Genomic DNA, 16897 nt, shown 5'->3' with positions numbered 1-16897 from the left:
GATCAGCCCAACAGGGTCACGCCAGCAGGCATCTGCACCACCCGCGCGCCGTAGACGTCCTTGACCAGATCGAGGAAGGTGTCGGCCTGCCGGATCGGAATGCGCGCCTGCACGGTGCGCCGGCCCAGTTCGGCGCGGGTGATGAGGATCCGGCCCGGTCGGTAGCGGTTGATCTCGTCGACCACCCGCGCCAGCGGTTCGTTGTCGAACACCAGGAAACCATGCCGCCATGCGTCCACCCGCGACGTGTCCACCGGCGCCACCGACGCGATCCGGCGTTCCGCCAACCGCGCCTGCCACGAGGGCCCCAGCACCACTGCGCGTCCGCCCTGCTCCACCCGCGCCTGCCCGGACAGGCAGGTGATTCGACGATCCTCGGCGACACAGCGCAGGTTGACGCGCGATCCCGGCGCCAGCGTGACCAGGCCATCGCCAACCCGCACGCGCAGCGGCGAGGCCGGTGATTCGGGCGTGCGGAATTGTGCTTCGCCCTGGACCAGTTCCAGCAGTTCGTTGCCGGCGCCGCCTTCGCGGCTGAGCGCGGTGCGCGCGCCCATCGCCACCTTCACTCCGGCGATGTCGACGTCACGCAATTCGCCCACGGTGGTGCGATAGTCGGCGGCGGCTTCCTCCCAGCCCGGCCACAGGCCAAGCGGCGGACGCGCGATCAACCAGCCCGCCGTGGCCGCCACCGCGCCGCCCAGGAACGCACGCCGGCCCATCCGCATCGCGCGCGGACGCCGGCCATCACGATGCGTGCCGGCGGGCGGCAATGCCGCGACGCCTCCGCTGTTCACTTCGCCTGCCGCGGGCACCGTCATGGCGGTGGTGGCCGCCAATGCCGCGGCCGGCGCCAGCGCGTTCCATAGCCGGCGCGCCTCGGTGAACGCACGCACGTGCGCCGGCTCGGCCTTGCACCATTGGCGGAACGCATCGGCGTCGGCGGCCGTGGCCTGGCCGGACTGGAGGCGCAGCAGCCACGCCTGCGCCTGTTCGCGCAGTTCGCATTCCCGGGAAGCGGATTCGACCGGTTTCATATTCATCACGACTGTTTTCCCGCGCCGGGACCGAACCGCTGCACGACCCGGCGGTCCAGCCGGTCCGCGCAGTGCTGCAACGCCTTCTTCAGATCCTTGCCGACCATGCGCAGGGAAATACCGTGGCGGACGGCGATGGCGTCGAGCGGTTCCTGTTCCACCCGCGCTGCCAGCAGGATCGCCCGCTGGCGGCGCGGCAACTCCTGCAAGGCTTCCGCCAGCGCGGCGATATCGGCCTGGCCCAGCGCGACGATCGCCGGATCCTGCTCGTCGATCACTTCGTCCATCAAGGCGTCGATTTCCAGCCCGGTCAGGATCCGCGACTGCGCCACGCGCTGATCGGCGGCGGCGTTGATCGCCATCCGGAACAGGTAGGCCATGGGATTGCGTTCCGGCTGCGCGGCCTCGCGCATCCGTTCCACCCGCAGCCAGGTTTCCTGCAGGGCATCCAGCGCCAGATCGTCCGAACCCAGCCGCCGTCGCAACCGCCGACGGAATTCCTCGTAGTGATCCAGCAACAGTACCCGCAGGCCGGCACTCATCGTTCCCGCCCCCGGCATGGCGGCGTGGACTGGCCGGTTTCCGGCAACAGGGTCAGGGTGATCGGTTGCGGCAGATCCGGCGGCAGGCCGGTCAACGGAAGATCCGCCAGGCGCGCCAGGATCGCGGCGTCGCGAAGGACATCGCCACTGGATTCGCTGATTTCCGCTTGCCGGATGCGGCCGCTCGCATCGAGCCGGAACCGGATCGCGGCGCGATAGCCGCCGGGCCGGGTCGATTCGTCGCCGCACAGCGCGTCTTCCAGCGAGCGCTGGAGAATGCGCGCGCCACGGCGGCGCGCGGCGGCGTCCTGGTTGTCGGTGGCCGCCGGCGCGATGGTTTCCGGCGCGGGCTCGTCCATCGCGGCGTCGGCACCCGACATCACCAGGGTAAACGCATCGTCGCCGACGAAGCGCGGGGTCAATCCGGTTCCCACCAGCATCCTCCGCAGGGCCTCGTCATCGCGATAGCGGCCAATCACTTCTGCCGAATGCAGATTGGCCAGCAGTCGCGCATCGACCAGCACCGCCAGTCCGGTGATCCGTCCGTAGGTCTGCAAGGCGCGATCCAGCGGCTGCGCCGACAGATTGAAGTCATGCGATGCGTCCGGTTCCCTCGCCGCCACGCCGAACGGTGCCAGCGCGGCGGCCAGCAGCATGGCAAGCATCGGCATTCGCCGCGCGGTCGGCGCGCGCACGCAGGCGGCGATGGGTTCAGCGGTCGTTCCGCAAGTAGCTGTCATCAAACTGCAGGCAGAACGCGCCAGTATCGAAACGCCGAGCACGGCACACTATTCCGCCTTCGTTGCAGTCCGGTGACACGCCATGAATCCGCTCCGGCCCCATCTTTCCCCACATCGCCTGTTGCCATTCGCGGCGGCGCTGCTCGTTTCCTCCGCGCTGGCCGCCGAACCGCAGGCGACGCAGATACCCGCCACGCCACCGGCGACCGACTCCGCATCGACACCGGCGCCCGCCAAATCCACCAAGCCCGCCGACACCCGCTGCGTCGACGTGGAAGTGAATGGCGAGCGCGTGCCCGACTACGCGTGCCTGGGACAACTGATGACCTCGCCCACGCCGCCCGCCTCCCCCGATGCGAACCTCACCGGTTCCGAGCGCATCGTGCGCCAGCCGCCCACCAAGCTAGGCCTGGCCAATCGCGCCGCCACCCAGCAGCGGATGGGCAACACTTTCGGCACGTCGACCCAGCCGCAGCGACCACCGCCGCCGTCGCCCAAGCCGGTGATTCCCGGACGCTGAGCGATTGCGCCAGGCAAGCGACGCGACGGATGCCTCAGAGTGAAGTGCCGCTGGTGCCCGCGTGGGCACCCGGACCCGCCGGCTCCATCGGTTCCGCCGATTCGCGCAGCGACAGGCCCAGCACCAACGGCTGGCGCATGTCGGCGGGCGGTTGCGCCAGCGGCGGCTGCAACAACGATTCGAGCGCGGCGTCCGCTTCCGCGTCGCCCAGCGAGGTGAACTCGCTGCGGATGATTCGGCCATTGGCCGCGATCCACAGCTTCACCACCACCGGATCCTGCCGCTGCGGCAGGCTGGCGGAACGTTCCATCCAGTCGTGCAATTGATTGGCGGGAACGCTGTCCTCGCCCAGCCTGCGTTGCAGTTCGGTGCCGGCTTGCTGCGCATACGCCAGCCAGTGCTGGGGAACCGGATCCTGTGCGGTGGCCCCGACCGTGGCGCCAAGCGTGGTCCAGGCTATGGCCGCACCCAGCAGGCGCCGCAGCCAGCCGCCCGTTCCGTTTCGCGTCGTGTCGGCACCCGCCTGCGGTTGCGGCGTCGGCCGGTCTTTCCTTTCGTCTTGCAGGCCGTTCATCGGCGGATTCCCGTTCCAAACCCGATGACTCTGCCTGCCTTGCATGACAGGGAGATGGCGGCCAGGAATCGACGCGGTGGCCTGCCTTTGCCGCACTTCGCGTAACAGTCCTAGTGTGCCGGCCCTTCCCGGCTGGTCGAGGCGATTCCGATGAGGAAGCCACGCAACCGTCGCAAGCGGAAGGCCCGGGCGTGTTGATCGACTATCGCCACGCCGCGACGCCGGACGACTTCGATGCCCACCTGTGCATCGTGGGTGCCGGACCCGCCGGCATCGCCATCGCGCGCCACTACCTCGACACGGCGGTCCGTGTCTGCCTGCTGGTGGGCGGCGGCATGGCCGGCGATGCCGAGACCCAGGACCTCTACGCGGGCGATTCGATCGGTAATCCGCAACTGGATCCCGCCGCCAGCCGCCTGCGCGCATTCGGTGGCAGTACCAATGCCTGGGGCGGCGGTTGCATCCCGTTGAGCCGGATGGATCTCGCCGCGCGTGATTGGGTGCCGCACAGCGGCTGGCCGATCTCCTATGCCGAACTGGAACCCCATTACGCCCGCGCGCGCGATCTGCTTGCCATCGACGGGCACGACTTCGAGGCGGGCGGTTTCCTGAGCGCACCGGCGCGGCGCCCGCCCAGTTTCAGGGGCGATCGCCTGGTCAACCGCAATTTCGTGCTCAGTCCGGTATTTTTCGGGCAAGCCTATCGCGCCGAACTGGAGCGCGCGCCCAACATCCAGGTGGTACTGCACGCCAACGTGCTGGAACTGCTGTCCGATGCAGGTGGCGAGCACGTGCATGCCGCCCGCATCGGCTCACTGCAAGGAAAGCGCGGCCAAGTGCGCGCGCATCGCTACGTGTTGGCCTGCGGCGGCATCGAGAACGCGCGCCTGCTGCTGTTGTCGAACTCGTCCGTGCCGCATGGGCTGGGCAACGAACAGGACCTGGTCGGACGCTACTTCATGGATCACCCGCGTGGCCGGCTGGGCACGCTGCATGCGCGCGCGGTCACCCCGCTTACCCGTCCCTACGATCGTTCCGGGGGCAAGGGTCCCACGCCGGTATTTCCCGAACTGTGCCTGTCCGAGGGCGCGATGCGTGCCCATCGCATGCTCAGCGGACGCGTGCGGCCGGTGGCGGTGGAAGGCCAGGTGCCGCGCGGCATCCACGCGGCGCGGCGATTGCGTTCGGCGCTGCGCAAACCACGTCCCGACGAGGGAGGTTCGCTGGAAGGCCAGATGTCGCAGGCGCTGCGCTTCGGCAGCGGCAACGAGGCACCGCCGCCTCCTCAGGAGAACCTCGCCCGCCTCGCCCTGCAACTGGCGCCAGGCATGGGCGATCTGGCGCGCGGCATGTTCAACCGGCTGACCGATCGCCCGATCGTTCCGCCCGACCATGTCGATGTCGTCGGCTATTTCGAACAGGCGCCCAATCCCGACAGCCGGGTGCGCCTGGGCGACGATCTGGACCCGCTCGGTCAACGCCGCGTGCGCGTGGACTGGCGGCTGACGCCGCTCGACTGGCACACCTACCGGACCGCCACGCACCTGTTCGGCGAGGAACTGGCGCGGGCTTGCGGCGGACGTTTCCAGGCCGACGCCTGGTTGCACGACGAACGCGCGCCGCAGTTGCAGGGCACCGCCCACCACATGGGCACCACCCGCATGGCCGATGACCCCGCCGATGGCGTGGTCGATCGGAACCTGCGCGTGCATGGCGTGGACAACCTGCACGTCGCCGGCAGTTCGGTGTTTCCGACCGGTGGCTGGGCCTTTCCCACCTTCACCCTGGTCGCGCTCAGCATGCGCCTAGCCGAACACCTGCGCGACTGCCTGTTCCTGCTGTAGCCGTCCGACCCGTACTCAAAAGGTGATCGGCACGCGCGCGGTGAAGCTCACATCCGGCGTGTCCCGGGTCAGTCCGGCGCCCAGCGCGACATTGAGCGAAACCCTGTCGCTGAAGCGATAGGTGCCGCCGAGCAGCAACGTGGCCAGGGTCACCCGCACCGCGCCGGCCACGTCGCGTCCGTTCTGCTGGGTCTTGCCGACCACGTTCATGTCGTAACCGATACTGATGGCGGCCTTCTCGTTGAGCGCCAGGCCCATGCCCAGGTTGAAACCGATGATGTCGCCGGCTTCGATGTCGCCCAGCGGCTCGCGCTGGCCGTCGACGAGCAGGCGCGAGACATTGCGCCGCTTGAAATTGTGCAGGTAGCTCAGGCTGCCGAAGAACACCACCGGGTCCGAGGGATACAGCCAGGTCACGCCCGGCTGCAGCGCTTCGAAACCGCTGCCGGTGGGAAGCTCCAGCGGCAGGCCGGTGCCGGTGGTGTTGCCCACGCAACGGGTCACGCAATCGGTGACCACGTCGAACAGGTCCTTGCCGGTGCGACTCTTGTAGCGCAGCCAGCCGATGTAGAACGCCTTGTCCGGGCCACCGCGGTTGATCTGGTAGCGCGCGGTCAGTTCGGCATCGCCGATGCCATTGCCGCTGGCGTTGAACACGCGGTCCTGCGCCGATCCGGTGAAGATTTCGCGACTGACGGTGTCGCCGTCGAGGTAGACATACGGCAGCTTGGCTTCCAGCTCGAAGCGCCGGTTGAGGCCGTAGCGTCCGGTCAGGGTCGCCACCGCGGTGGTGGTCTTGACCTGGCGCACGTCGATCAGCCCGATCAGGATCGCGGGAATCACGGTGTAACCGACCAGCGCGACGCGATCGTTCGCCGAATAGCCGTACTGCAGGGAGGGTTCCAGCACGAACTTTCCGGGCGGCGTCAGCACGCCGGGCTGGTCGAAGATCTGCGCCACCTCCGGCGGACGCGAATCGGATTCGGGGGCCTGCCCCACCGGCTGCGGGGCGGGCCGCGCGGCCGGGGTGGCCTGCGCCGGCGCGCTCTGCGCGGCGAGCACCGGTGCCTGTCCGAGCACCGGCATCACCGCCGGCGCGGGGGCGCCGCGCGCACGCGCGTTCGCCAGGACCTCCTCGTTGAGCGCCGACTGCAATTGAGCCAGCGCCTGCTGCTGTTGCTCAAGCGCCCGCCGGGTCTGCTCCAGCTGGCGCGTCTGTTCGTTGATCTGGCGTTGCAGGCCATCCAGCCGCTCCTCGCCATCGCCGGGTGGTCGCGCGCCCGTGACGGGGGCCTCCTGCGCCCAGGCCGTACCGCCCGTCAACGCGAGGACCAGGGCGAGAACCAGCGGTTTGCGGCGAGCATTCGACGTCCGTTTCATCGGGTGTCTCCTTGGCGATGGTGGTTTCAGCGCGTACCGGCCGTGCCGTTGAGGGCGTCCTGCAGTGCTCCCCCGGCGTTGATGCCCTGGAAGGCACCCAACACCGGGCTGTCGATCTCCAGGCGGGTGATGGTGGTGATGCGCTGGTCATTCAGGGTGTTCTGGATCACCACGCCACCGGGCAGGCGCATCGGCTCGAAACGGTTGCCGTCGCCGCGCTGGATCACGATGCCCTGGCTGAACTCGCCCAACGCGCGCGCCTCCTCCGCACTGAGCCGCGACAGATCGGCCACCCGCACCGCGGTGCTGGCCGCCAGTTCACCGTTGACGTACACCACCCGCTCGATACCGAACGACAGGGTCGCGCCGGACGGCAACTGAAAGCCGCCGCGCATGCCGTCCAGCCGCGCCGGATCGATTGGTGTCCACTCGGCGCCCAAGCCGTTCCCGTCGTCGCCGCGCGCGCCCAGCGGCGCGGCCGCCGCGGGCAGCAGCACGGCCAGCGCGAGCAGGCTCGAAAACAATGCTCTGTCCATGTCAGATGTCTCCCGGACCGCGTCGTGGCACCGCGACGCCACGCAGGCCATCGCGCTGGATACCGATATCCAGCGGGGCCGGCGGGGCCGTGCGCCAGTCGCGTTCCTGGTTGAAGCGCGCCTGCGCGCGCCGGTTGTGGATGACGAACAGCACGCGGTTGTCCCACAGCGCCTCGAACCGCGACTTGGGCATCGCCCGCGTGCCGCGTGCCGGATCACCCAGCAGCACGCGTCCGTTCTTCAATCCCTTGACCACCACGAAATGGCGATAGCCGCGATCGTTCAACAGCACGATCGCCGGCACGCCTTCCTCCTGCAGTTTCTCCAGCGGCAGTTCGAAGCCGTCCGCCTCGAATCCCTGCGACTGCAGATAGCGGCGCATGTCCAGCAGCGAGAAACCCTCCTTGCGGATGCGCGCCTGGTCGCCGTAGGTGTACATGCGCACGAACACGTCCTGTTCGCTGACCGCATGGCCATACTGGAACGTCAGCAGGGTCGCGGTCGCCGCCGAACCGCAACTGAAATCGAACTGTTGGGGGATGGTGGTGCGGAAGCGGGCTTCCTTCAGGCTGGTCACCCGCACCTGGTACGCACCACCTGGCGCGCGCACGTCCATGTCCGCCGCGGCCGCCGGCACGCCGCCACAAGCCAATGCGGCGATGGCCAGCGCCACGGCGGCCCGGGCGGCGTTCACCGCGCGGGATCCGCGAAATTCACGGTCACCACCATCGCGTTCTGGATGAGCACGTTGGTGCCGGTGTTCTGGATGACCGTGTTGATGCCGTTGGCATTGTCGAAGGCGCCCTGGGTGATGGTGTTTCCACCGCTGTCGATGTGATGCGCGGTGTTGCCGTCGACGGTGCCGTCGACATCGATGACGACCACGCTGCCGTGGTCATCCTCGCCACCGCGCATCCCGGCCAGTCGCGCCACGTCCACCGGTGCGCCGATGTCACTGACCGGACGCGGTTTCACCACCAGCCAACTCGCCGGCGGATCGATGGCCGAGACCGGAATTTCCGGCATCGCCGGGGCGGTTCCGGTTGCAGGGGCGACGGGTTCATCCGCCGCGGCCCTGCCGCTTCCTCCGGCGAAAAGCGCGAACAACACGAACAGCAAGGCGGGTGCGGCGCGCTGGCGCCGCACGAAGCGATATCGGGTCTGCATGGTCATGCTCCCTTGCCATGCGTTCCATCCAGGCACGCCCTTGCCACGCGCCCCCTGTCGATCCCGCCGCGGGGGCGGCGGGATCGTCCTGCGCATGGCACGCGGAGCCGCCGAAGCGGCCCCGGCGCGCCCGGGGAGCGCTTACGGACCTACGGTCAGGTTGGCCTGCACGGTGATGCCCTGCTGGATCAGCGACGCGACGCCGCTGTTCTGCGCAGCCACCATCACACCGGCGGCCGATTGGCCGACGCTGCTCATGGTGTTGGACATGTTGAAGGTGCCCGCGTCGTTGGCGACGGAGCCACCCATGCCGCCGGCACCGCCGGTCGCACCGTTGCCGACGCCGCCGTTGCCGACACCGCCGTTGCCATCGCCGCCCGTGCCGCCTTCGGCACCGACCGCGCCCATCGCGCCGTCGCCGGCGGTGGCGTCGCCATTGCTGGCCGTGGACGAAGCGCTGCCATTGGTGGCGTCGCCGTTGGTGGCCGAGCCGCCCGCACCGCCGTCACCCGCGGTCGCGGTCAGGCTGCCGCCCGCGCCACCGGTCGCGGTGCCGTCGCCGCCGGTACCGGTGGCCGAACCACCCGTACCCGCGCCCGCCGTCGCGCTGCTGGATCCACCCGTCGCGGTCGCACCACCGGAGGTGCCGTCGCCGCCGGTCGCCGTGCTGGTGCCACCCGTGGCCGCACCCGCGCCGCGCTCGCGCACGCGTCCGGCATTGGAGCTGGCATCGCCACCCGCCGCGCCATCGGCCGCGAGCGTGTCGCCGCTGCCGCTGGCGGCATCGCCGCCCCAGCCGCCGCTGGCGCCACCGCCCCAGCCACCGGCCGCACCGGCATCTCCGCCACGGCCGCCGCGGTTGTGATCGGCGCGTCCGCCGTTGCCGCCATTGCCGGCCACCGCGTCACCGACCGACGCGCCGCCGTTGCTGACATCGCCGGCGCTGGCGCTGCCGTTGATGGCATCGCCACCGCTGCCGCCGCTGCCGCCGGCACCGCCGTTGCCGCCGCGTCCGCCGTTGCCTTCACCGCCATAACCGTCACCACCGTAACCGGCGCCACCGCGTCCGCCACTTCCACCGTTGGCATCGCCCCAGTTCTTGGCGACGTTGCCGATGTCATGCACGGTCACCCCGCTGACGGAGCCGATGAGCTTGGTTTCGGCCACCGCCTTGCTGTGGTTGAACGCGTTGGAGAAAGTGGCGGTCGCCGTCCCGCCATTGTTGGCGGCGGCCGTGCCGTAGCCATCGGCATACGCCACGCCGTCGTTGTTGCGATTGTCGCCGTCGTGGGTGCTGCTGTCGGTGGCGTCGAAGTCCACCGCGACGAGCGTATCGGCCCCAGGTCCGTTTTCCGTGTTGGTTGCCTGTGCGAAAGCCTGTCCCGTGAGACCAAGTCCGAGTAGCACTGCAGATGCAATGAGAGTCTTACGCGTGCACATGATTTATCTCCTGAGTCGTTCTGGCGCCCAGGGGAGGCGCTAAAAAACGACGTTGGTCACGCTCACATAGGAAACGTTAGTCAGCCGGGGGGTGTTTGTTAGGGTTTCGTTAACCGTCATGCCGCTCGTCTGCCGCCGAATACGCCCCCTGGCGCGCCGACAATCGGTTGCCGGATCAAGCCGATAGGCGCCGTTCTTGCGTATCGTCCGAAGTCTTCGACGGACCTCGGCGGCGATGCTAGGCTGTGCGCCCCGGGAGATGGCATGCCTCCCCCAACCGCCGGCGCGCCGGCTGATGATGCCTACCGAAACCCGCAATCCGGGGCGGTGGGCATGCGCCATCGCTCCCTTTCTGGAGAAGTCGGCGATGCATTCCTTCCTGGCCGTTGCAGTGGGCGCCGCGCTCGGCGCGTGGGCGCGTTGGGGCCTGAGCGTCTGGCTCAATCCGCAGCATGCGCAGATGCCGCTCGGCACGCTCGCCGCCAACCTGATCGGCGGCTACGCGATCGGCGTGGCGATGGGCTGGCTGGCCCACCATCCGGCGCTGGCGCCGGAATGGCGCCTGTTCGTGATCACCGGCCTGCTCGGTGGGCTGACCACCTTCTCCAGTTTTTCCGCCGAAGCCATGCAGCTGATCCTGCGGCTGCAGTACGGCTGGGCGTTCGCCCTCATCGCCATGCACGTGCTGGGCTCGTTGCTGATGACCGGCCTGGGGTTGGTGACGGTGCGGCTGCTGCGCGGCTTGACGGGTTGATTCCCCACATCCGGACAATGCATTCCCGCCCGCTTACTTGCGGGGTTTGCCCGCCCTCGCCTCGCGCCTGGCCTCGCGCAGGCGATCGAGTTTTTCCTTGAGTTTGATTTCCAGCCCGCGTTCGACCGGTTCGTAGTACACGCGCTCCCCCATCGCATCGGGAAACGCGGTCTGGTCCAGCGCGATGCCGCCTTCGGCATCGTGGTCGTACTGGTAGCCGCCGCCGTAGCCAAGCTGCTTCATCAGTTTGGTCGGGGCGTTGCGCAGGTGCAGCGGCACCTCCTGGGTGCCGTGTTCGCGCACGTCCTGCCTGGCCATCCCGAAGGCCTTGTAGCCGGCATTCGATTTGGCCGTGCTGGCCAGGTAGATCGCCACCTGCGCCAGCGCCAGATCGCCTTCCGGACTGCCCAATCGCTCGTAGGTGTCCCAGGCATCCACCGCCATCTGCAGCGCGCGCGGATCCGCCAGGCCGATGTCCTCCACCGCCATCCGGGTCAACCGCCGCGCCAGATAGACCGGGTCGCAACCACCGTCCAGCATCCGCGCCAGCCAGTACAGCGCGCCATCCGGATTGGAACTGCGGATGGATTTGTGCAACGCCGAGATCTGGTCGTAGAACTGCTCGCCACCCTTGTCGAAACGGCGCGTGCGATCGGCCAGCACCTGCTGCAGGGTCTGCGGGGTGATGGTGTTGTCCTCGCCCGTCGCCAGTTCGGCGGCGATCTCCAGCAGGGTCAGCGCGCGGCGCACGTCACCATCGGCGGCGCCGGCGATTTCACCCAGCGCCTCATCGCTGGCCTGCAGGCCCTGCCCGCCCAGGCCGCGTTCCCCGTCATCCACCGCCCGCCGCAGCGCGTGGCGGATGTCATCGGCCGAGACCGCCTCCATCACGTGCACGCGGCAGCGCGAGAGCAATGCCGAGTTCAGTTCGAAAGACGGGTTCTCGGTGGTCGCGCCGACGAACAGGATGGTGCCGCGTTCGATGTGCGGCAGGAACGCGTCCTGCTGGCCCTTGTTGAAGCGGTGCACCTCGTCCACGAACAGCACGGTGCGCCGTCCTTCGGCGAAACGCTGCGCCGCCTCGGCCAGTACCGCACGCACGTCCGGCAACCCGGACAGCACGGCGGAAATGGCCTGGAATTCGGCATCGGCGTACTGCGCCAGCAGCAGCGCCAGGGTGGTCTTGCCGCAGCCCGGCGGTCCCCACAGGATCATCGAATGCACGCGCCCGGACTCGACCGCGCGGCGCAGCGCGCTGCCGGGCGCGAGCAGCCGGCGCTGCCCCACCATCTCGTCCAGGGTGCGTGGCCGCATGCGTTCGGCCAGCGGCCGCATCGCCGAGCGATCGACGCTCAGCAGATCCGCTTCCTGCGGGAACGGATTTCGTGTTTTCGGGGATCGTGCCACCCGCCGATTCTACCGTCCACGCGGCGCATTCGCGCCGTTGAACCGGCCGGCGAAAATGAAAGGACCGGATTCCCGATGGGAACCCGGTCCTGGATGGTCCGGCGGATGCGTGCTTGCGGTAGCGGCTCAGGAGCCGCCAACGACGTCCACGCCCGGACCCGGCGCGTACTTGAAGGTGCCACCGGGGAACGACGGATTGCGCTTCCAGCCACTGAACTTGATGGTGGTGCGCTGGCCGACCGCGTCGATCACTTCCATCTGCGCCAGGCCCTTCCCATCAAAACCCAGCCGCGCGGACTGGAAGTTGGCGTCGCCTTCGCGCTTGGGGGTCAGGGTCAGCCATTCCAGGCCACCCTGGTTGCCGGTTTCCTTGACGTTGAACTGCTGGTCCAGCTTGCCGGGATCGATCAGCGCCGACAGCGGGCTGTTCTGCTCCTCGATGCCCTGCTCGCGCACGGTGGCCTGCTTCAGATCCGGATCGTAGACCCACACCTGCTTGCCGTCGGCCACGATCAACTGCTCGTAGGGCTTGTTGTATTCCCAGCGGAACAGGCGCGGCGCGGACAGCGCGACGCGGCCATTGGAGGTTTCCTTGAGCTTGCCGCCGCCGTCATGGACCTGCTGGACGAACTGGCCGTCCAGGCCCTTGAGTCCGGTGGTGAAGGCCTTGAGCTGGTCGCGGGCGCCGGCGAAGGCGTTGCCGGCGAACAGCGCGGCGGCGATGAGGACGGCGGGACGGGCGATTCGAATCATGGCGTCTGCAAGGTCTGGGGTTCGGATTCGGCGCCGAGTGTGCCCCGGCGAGTCTGAATGAGGCGCATCGCGTTGGCCCGGATTCCGCACGCCATGAACCGGCGTTCAGGCTGCCGGCGCGCGAAGGTTTCCCGGCGCATCAACGGGGCGGCGGCGGCGCCAGCACCTGGCGATCGCCGTTGTGTTCCGGAGGCGACACCACCCCGGCCGCCTCCATCGCCTCGATCAGGCGGGCGGCGCGGTTGTAACCGATCTTCAGCCGGCGCTGCACGCCGGAGATGGACGCGCGCCGGCTCTCGGTGACGATGCGCACCGCCTCGTCGTAGAGCGGGTCGCTCTCGTCGCCGCCACCGCTGCTGGTTTCCGGCAGGCCGGTCGGTCCGACCACCACGCCATCGCCCATCGTCTGGATCTCCTCCAGCACGCCCTCGATGTAGTCGGCGGTGCCGGTGGCCTTGAGGTGCTCGACGACGCGGTGCACCTCGTCGTCGCTGACGAAGGCGCCGTGGATGCGCTCGGGCATCGCGGTGCCCGGCGGCAGGTACAGCATGTCGCCGTGGCCCAGCAGGGTCTCCGCGCCGGACTGGTCCAGGATGGTGCGCGAGTCGATTTTCGAGCTGACCTGGAACGCGATGCGGGTCGGGATGTTGGCCTTGATCAGGCCGGTGATCACGTCCACCGACGGACGCTGGGTGGCCAGGATCAAGTGGATGCCGGCGGCGCGCGCCTTCTGCGCCAGGCGGGCGATCAGTTCCTCGACCTTCTTGCCGACGATCATCATCATGTCGGCGAATTCGTCGATGAAGATGACGATGAACGGCAGCGGTTCCAGTGGGCGCGGCGCCTCCTCCAGATCCGGATTGGGCTTGAACAGCGGATCCATCAACGGCTGGCCGGCGTCCTGCGCGTCCTTGACCTTCTTGTTGAAGCCAGCCAGGTTGCGCACGCCCACCGCGCTCATCAGCTTGTAGCGGCGCTCCATCTCCGCCACGCACCAGCGCAGGCCGTTGGCGGCCTCCTTCATGTCGGTGACCACCGGCGCCAACAGGTGCGGGATGCCCTGGTAGACGCTGAGTTCCAGCATCTTCGGGTCGATCATCAGCATCCGCAGTTCTTTCGGCGAGGCCTTGTACAGCAGGCTCAGCACCATCGCGTTGACCGCCACCGACTTGCCCGAGCCGGTGGTGCCGGCGACCAGCAGGTGCGGCATGCGCGCCAGGTCGGCCACGGTCGGGCGGCCGGCGATGTCCTTGCCCAGCGCCAGGGTCAGCGCGCTGCCGGACTTGTCGTATTCCTTCGAACGCAGCAGCTCGCTGAGGAAGATCATCTCGCGGCTGGTGTTGGGGATTTCCAGGCCGATCACCGACTTGCCCGGAATCACGTCGACCACGCGTACCGACTTCACGCTCAGGCCGCGAGCGATGTCCTTGTCCAGCGAACTGATCTGGCTGACCTTCACGCCCGGCGCCGGTTCCATCTCGAAGCGGGTGATCACCGGGCCCGGATAGGCGCCGACCACCTGCGCGTCGATGCGGAAGTCCTTGAGCTTGAATTCGATCTGGCGCGACAGGGTTTCCAGGGTTTCCTCGGAATAGCCCTTGGTCTGCGGCTTGGGATCGTCCAGCAGCGACAACGGCGGCAAGCCGGAGGCATCCCCGCCCGTACCATGGAACAACGGGATCTGCTGCTCGCGCTTGGCCCGCTCGCTCTTCTCGATCACCGGTGCCGGCGGCGGTTCGATCTTCACCGGCTCGCGCTTGGCGCGCAGCACCGCGTCGGCGCGGCGCACTTCCTCGCGTTCTTCGCGCATCACCCGGGTCTGCTGCCATTCGGCGGCCTGCTGGCTGCCCTTGCGGAACATGCCCGGCAGCGCCAGCACGCCCTTGCCGATGCGCTCCATCACCGCGAACCAGGACAGGCCGGTGGCCAGGGTCACCGAGACCAGGAACAGCGCCAGCAGAAACAGGTTGCCGCCCAATCCACCGAAGCCGCTGAGCAGCGACTTGCCGACCAGGGTGCCGAGGATGCCGCCCGGCCCGTCGGAGAAATGCTGGGCCGGCACCCCGCGCAGGAACAGCAGGCCGGTGGAGGAAATCAGGAAGCCGACCATGCCGACCAGCCGCAGCGCCGGCCCCAGATCCGCTTCGCCGTCACCATCGGTGTCCATGCCGAACAACGCGATCCAGGCGACCGCGCCGAGGATCACCGGCAGCAGGAACGCGACATAACCGCACAACGACAGTAGCAGCGCCGACAGCCATGCGCCGACCTTGCCGCCCCAGTTCTGGATCGGCGCGGTGACGCTGCCCGCCTGCGACCAGCTGGGATCGTCCGGCGAATACGAGAACAGGCTGGCGAAGAGATAGAGCAGCAGCGGCGCGATCACGATCAACGCGAGATCGCGCCACAGGCGTTGCCGGCGCGGATTCGCCGTCGCGGTTGCCTGCTTGCGCGCGGCCGCGTTGGCGCCCTTGCCCTTGCCGTTTTCGGATGCTGGTTTCGCCACCTTTCGATGAGACCTTAGGAATATGCCATTAGTCTTTGATAATAAACGAAACATTGGCAGATTTCAGCCCTCGGAATCACGCCGTCTCGGCGTCCGGCCCGGGAAAGCCCGCAGAAAAAAAGGCGCTACCGTGGCGCCCTGTCGCTGATCGCCAGCCTGTCGCCGGGCCGTGGCCCGCGTGCCGCTCGCGTGTTGTTGCGCATCACCGCATTCCATCCGCGCGCCTTGATCGAACCTGATCACACCCGCACTCTATGTCGCCTGCGACGGCGTGCCAGCCGTTGCAATCGCAAGGCCAATCCACCTTCTCCGCGAGTATACATGAGCACTTCGAAGCACTGCCGCCTGTTGATCCTGGGCTCCGGCCCGGCCGGCTGGACCGCCGCCGTCTACGCGGCCCGCGCCAACCTCAAGCCCGTCGTCATCACCGGTCTGCAGCAGGGCGGCCAGCTGATGACCACCACCGAGGTGGACAACTGGCCCGGCGACGCCCACGGCCTGATGGGTCCGGACCTGATGGCGCGCATGCAGGCCCACGCCGAGCGCTTCGACACCGAAGTCATCTTCGACCACATCCACACCGCCGACCTGGGCCAGCGTCCGTTCAAGCTCATCGGCGACAACGGCGAATACACCGCCGACGCGCTCATCCTGGCCACCGGCGCCACCGCCAAGTACCTGGGCCTGCCTTCGGAAGAGGCCTTCAAGGGCCGCGGCGTGTCCGCCTGCGCCACCTGCGACGGCTTCTTCTACCGCGACCAGGACGTGGCCGTGGTCGGCGGCGGCAACACCGCCGTCGAGGAAGCCCTGTACCTGGCCAACATCGCCCGCAAGGTCTACCTGGTGCATCGCCGCGACACCCTGCGCGCGGAGAAAATCATGCAGGACAAGCTGTTCGCCAAAATCCAGGCCGGCAAGATTGAGCCGGTCTGGCACCACACCGTGGACGAGGTGCTGGGCAACGAGGCCGGCGTGACCGGCCTGCGGGTCAAGTCGGTGCAGGACGGCAGCACCCGCGACCTGGACGTGCACGGCTTCTTCGTGGCGATCGGCCACACCCCCAACACCAGCCTGTTCGAGGGCCAGTTGGGGATGAACAACGGCTACCTGACCATCAAGTCGGGGCTGGACGGCGGCGCCACCGCCACCACCGTGCCGGGCGTGTTCGCCGCCGGCGACGTGGCCGACCAGCACTACCGCCAGGCGATCACCTCGGCCGGCTTCGGCTGCATGGCCGCGCTGGACGCCGAGCGGTTCCTCGACAAGGACGCCTGATGCTGCGCATCAGCGCGGACCCGGCGGAGCTGGATTTCGAACGGGTCCACGCGTTCCTGCGCGATTCCTACTGGGCGGCGGGCATTCCCGCCGCCACCCTGCGCCGTGCGCTGGATCACTCGATCTGCTATTGCGGTTTCCTCGACGGCTCGCAGATCGCCTTCGCGCGCGCGGTGACCGATCAGGCCACCTTCGCGTACCTCGCCGACGTGTTCGTCGACGAGGCCCATCGCGGCCAGGGTCATGGCCGCGCCATCGTGCGCGCACTGCTGGATGATCCGCGCCTGCAAGGGCTGCGCCGGCTGCACCTGGTCACCCGCGACATGCAGCCGCTGTACGCCGGATTCGGATTCGAGGCGCTGAGCCAGCCGGAGCGGCACATGCAGAAGCACGATCCGGACGTCTACCGCGGCGGCTGAAAC

18 protein-coding genes and 1 riboswitch are annotated in these 16897 nt (G+C 68.5%); of the genes, 6 read left to right on the top strand and 12 right to left on the bottom strand.

Going from position 1 to position 16897, the window contains the following annotated elements; genetic code table 11:
• Positions 1-2 precede the first annotated feature (2 nt).
• From IB228_RS05895 to IB228_RS05885, 3 genes are read right to left on the bottom strand one after another with little or no spacing between them, the layout of a single operon-like run.
• On the bottom strand, positions 3-1043 hold the full coding sequence (locus IB228_RS05895) for a DUF4880 domain-containing protein (protein WP_192197816.1): 1041 nt from the start codon (positions 1041-1043) through the stop codon (positions 3-5).
• Positions 1043-1579: an RNA polymerase sigma factor gene (locus IB228_RS05890; protein WP_192197815.1), complete on the bottom strand. Its 537-nt coding sequence runs from the start codon at positions 1577-1579 to the stop codon at positions 1043-1045. The genes IB228_RS05895 and IB228_RS05890 overlap by 1 nt, the downstream gene beginning before the upstream one ends.
• The gene (locus tag IB228_RS05885; RefSeq protein WP_192197814.1) at positions 1576-2244 is read right to left on the bottom strand and encodes a secretin and TonB N terminus short domain protein; all 669 of its coding nucleotides are present in this window, start codon (positions 2242-2244) and stop codon (positions 1576-1578) included. Before IB228_RS05885 ends, IB228_RS05890 begins: the two co-directional genes overlap by 4 nt.
• On the opposite strand from IB228_RS05885, the gene IB228_RS05880 reads away from it, so the two are divergent.
• A complete protein-coding gene (locus IB228_RS05880) occupies positions 2234-2395 on the top strand; it encodes a hypothetical protein (RefSeq protein ID WP_192197813.1) in 162 nt (53 codons plus the stop codon). The two genes, IB228_RS05885 and IB228_RS05880, sit on opposite strands and share 11 nt — an antisense overlap.
• A gap of 6 nt (positions 2396-2401) precedes the next feature.
• Complete coding sequence (locus tag IB228_RS05875) at positions 2402-2839, top strand: hypothetical protein (RefSeq protein WP_192197812.1); 438 nt, start codon at positions 2402-2404, stop codon at positions 2837-2839.
• A 34-nt stretch (positions 2840-2873) separates the two neighbouring features.
• On the opposite strand, the gene IB228_RS05870 is transcribed toward IB228_RS05875, so the two are convergent.
• On the bottom strand, positions 2874-3413 hold the full coding sequence (locus IB228_RS05870; protein WP_192197811.1) for a hypothetical protein: 540 nt from the start codon (positions 3411-3413) through the stop codon (positions 2874-2876).
• A 191-nt stretch (positions 3414-3604) separates the two neighbouring features.
• Between IB228_RS05870 and IB228_RS05865 the strand changes: the two genes are divergently transcribed.
• Positions 3605-5257, top strand: a complete 1653-nt coding sequence (locus tag IB228_RS05865) for a GMC family oxidoreductase (protein WP_343227051.1) — start codon at positions 3605-3607, stop codon at positions 5255-5257.
• A gap of 15 nt (positions 5258-5272) precedes the next feature.
• On the opposite strand, the gene IB228_RS05860 is transcribed toward IB228_RS05865, so the two are convergent.
• The 5 genes from IB228_RS05860 to IB228_RS05840 form a co-directional block, all read right to left on the bottom strand.
• The gene (locus IB228_RS05860; protein WP_192197810.1) at positions 5273-6637 is read right to left on the bottom strand and encodes an acetate kinase; all 1365 of its coding nucleotides are present in this window, start codon (positions 6635-6637) and stop codon (positions 5273-5275) included.
• Positions 6638-6663: 26 nt separating this feature from the next.
• Positions 6664-7173 carry a hypothetical protein gene (locus IB228_RS05855; protein WP_192197809.1) on the bottom strand — a complete coding sequence of 170 codons (510 nt, stop codon included), beginning with the start codon at positions 7171-7173 and terminating at the stop codon, positions 6664-6666.
• Position 7174: 1 nt separating this feature from the next.
• The gene (locus IB228_RS05850; protein ID WP_343227050.1) at positions 7175-7867 is read right to left on the bottom strand and encodes a C39 family peptidase; all 693 of its coding nucleotides are present in this window, start codon (positions 7865-7867) and stop codon (positions 7175-7177) included.
• Positions 7864-8346, bottom strand: a complete 483-nt coding sequence (locus IB228_RS19745; protein ID WP_225562229.1) for a hypothetical protein — start codon at positions 8344-8346, stop codon at positions 7864-7866. Before IB228_RS19745 ends, IB228_RS05850 begins: the two co-directional genes overlap by 4 nt.
• 135 nt (positions 8347-8481) lie before the next feature.
• Positions 8482-9660: a hypothetical protein gene (locus IB228_RS05840; RefSeq protein WP_218533993.1), complete on the bottom strand. Its 1179-nt coding sequence runs from the start codon at positions 9658-9660 to the stop codon at positions 8482-8484.
• Between the two features lie 366 nt (positions 9661-10026).
• A riboswitch (Fluoride riboswitch) is annotated at positions 10027-10092 on the top strand.
• A gap of 55 nt (positions 10093-10147) precedes the next feature.
• Between IB228_RS05840 and crcB the strand changes: the two genes are divergently transcribed.
• Entirely contained in the window at positions 10148-10534 is a 387-nt protein-coding gene (gene crcB, locus IB228_RS05835) for a fluoride efflux transporter CrcB (RefSeq protein WP_192197808.1), read from the top strand.
• A gap of 33 nt (positions 10535-10567) precedes the next feature.
• Here crcB and IB228_RS05830 read toward each other — a convergent pair whose 3' ends face one another.
• The 3 genes from IB228_RS05830 to IB228_RS05820 form a co-directional block, all read right to left on the bottom strand.
• The gene (locus IB228_RS05830; RefSeq protein WP_192197870.1) at positions 10568-11869 is read right to left on the bottom strand and encodes a replication-associated recombination protein A; all 1302 of its coding nucleotides are present in this window, start codon (positions 11867-11869) and stop codon (positions 10568-10570) included.
• A gap of 198 nt (positions 11870-12067) precedes the next feature.
• The gene (lolA, locus tag IB228_RS05825) at positions 12068-12694 is read right to left on the bottom strand and encodes an outer membrane lipoprotein chaperone LolA (RefSeq protein WP_183641475.1); all 627 of its coding nucleotides are present in this window, start codon (positions 12692-12694) and stop codon (positions 12068-12070) included.
• A gap of 139 nt (positions 12695-12833) precedes the next feature.
• Positions 12834-15200, bottom strand: a complete 2367-nt coding sequence (locus IB228_RS05820; protein WP_318289015.1) for a DNA translocase FtsK — start codon at positions 15198-15200, stop codon at positions 12834-12836.
• Positions 15201-15521: 321 nt separating this feature from the next.
• Here IB228_RS05820 and trxB point away from each other — a divergent pair, with 321 nt between their 5' ends.
• The gene (trxB, locus tag IB228_RS05815) at positions 15522-16475 is read left to right on the top strand and encodes a thioredoxin-disulfide reductase (RefSeq protein WP_141452944.1); all 954 of its coding nucleotides are present in this window, start codon (positions 15522-15524) and stop codon (positions 16473-16475) included.
• Positions 16475-16894 (top strand): GNAT family N-acetyltransferase, encoded by a 420-nt coding sequence (locus IB228_RS05810; RefSeq protein WP_183641485.1) that lies wholly within the window; start codon positions 16475-16477, stop codon positions 16892-16894. The genes trxB and IB228_RS05810 overlap by 1 nt, the downstream gene beginning before the upstream one ends.
• The last annotated feature ends 3 nt before the right edge of the window (positions 16895-16897 follow it).

This window comes from Pseudoxanthomonas sp. PXM04 (genome assembly GCF_014851695.1).
GTDB classification, from domain to species: Bacteria; Pseudomonadota; Gammaproteobacteria; order Xanthomonadales; family Xanthomonadaceae; genus Pseudoxanthomonas_A; species Pseudoxanthomonas_A beigongshangi.
Note: the sequence above shows the minus strand (reverse complement) of the source record. Positions and strands in the feature narration are given on the sequence as shown.

Bases quoted from the DNA above. Each gene is read 5' to 3' on its own strand.
- IB228_RS05855 (WP_192197809.1), bottom strand. From the start codon at position 7,173: ATGGACAGAGCATTGTTTTCGAGCCTGCTCGCGCTGGCCGTGCTGCTG.
- IB228_RS05810 (WP_183641485.1), top strand. From the start codon at position 16,475: ATGCTGCGCATCAGCGCGGACCCGGCGGAGCTGGATTTCGAACGGGTC.
- lolA (WP_183641475.1), bottom strand. From the start codon at position 12,694: ATGATTCGAATCGCCCGTCCCGCCGTCCTCATCGCCGCCGCGCTGTTC.
- IB228_RS05875 (WP_192197812.1), top strand. From the start codon at position 2,402: ATGAATCCGCTCCGGCCCCATCTTTCCCCACATCGCCTGTTGCCATTC.
- IB228_RS05890 (WP_192197815.1), bottom strand. From the start codon at position 1,579: ATGAGTGCCGGCCTGCGGGTACTGTTGCTGGATCACTACGAGGAATTC.
- IB228_RS05830 (WP_192197870.1), bottom strand. From the start codon at position 11,869: ATGCGGCCGCTGGCCGAACGCATGCGGCCACGCACCCTGGACGAGATG.
- crcB (WP_192197808.1), top strand. From the start codon at position 10,148: ATGCATTCCTTCCTGGCCGTTGCAGTGGGCGCCGCGCTCGGCGCGTGG.
- trxB (WP_141452944.1), top strand. From the start codon at position 15,522: ATGAGCACTTCGAAGCACTGCCGCCTGTTGATCCTGGGCTCCGGCCCG.
- IB228_RS05860 (WP_192197810.1), bottom strand. From the start codon at position 6,637: ATGAAACGGACGTCGAATGCTCGCCGCAAACCGCTGGTTCTCGCCCTG.
- IB228_RS05880 (WP_192197813.1), top strand. From the start codon at position 2,234: ATGGCAAGCATCGGCATTCGCCGCGCGGTCGGCGCGCGCACGCAGGCG.
- IB228_RS05895 (WP_192197816.1), bottom strand. From the start codon at position 1,043: ATGAATATGAAACCGGTCGAATCCGCTTCCCGGGAATGCGAACTGCGC.
- IB228_RS05885 (WP_192197814.1), bottom strand. From the start codon at position 2,244: ATGCTTGCCATGCTGCTGGCCGCCGCGCTGGCACCGTTCGGCGTGGCG.
- IB228_RS05870 (WP_192197811.1), bottom strand. From the start codon at position 3,413: ATGAACGGCCTGCAAGACGAAAGGAAAGACCGGCCGACGCCGCAACCG.
- IB228_RS19745 (WP_225562229.1), bottom strand. From the start codon at position 8,346: ATGACCATGCAGACCCGATATCGCTTCGTGCGGCGCCAGCGCGCCGCA.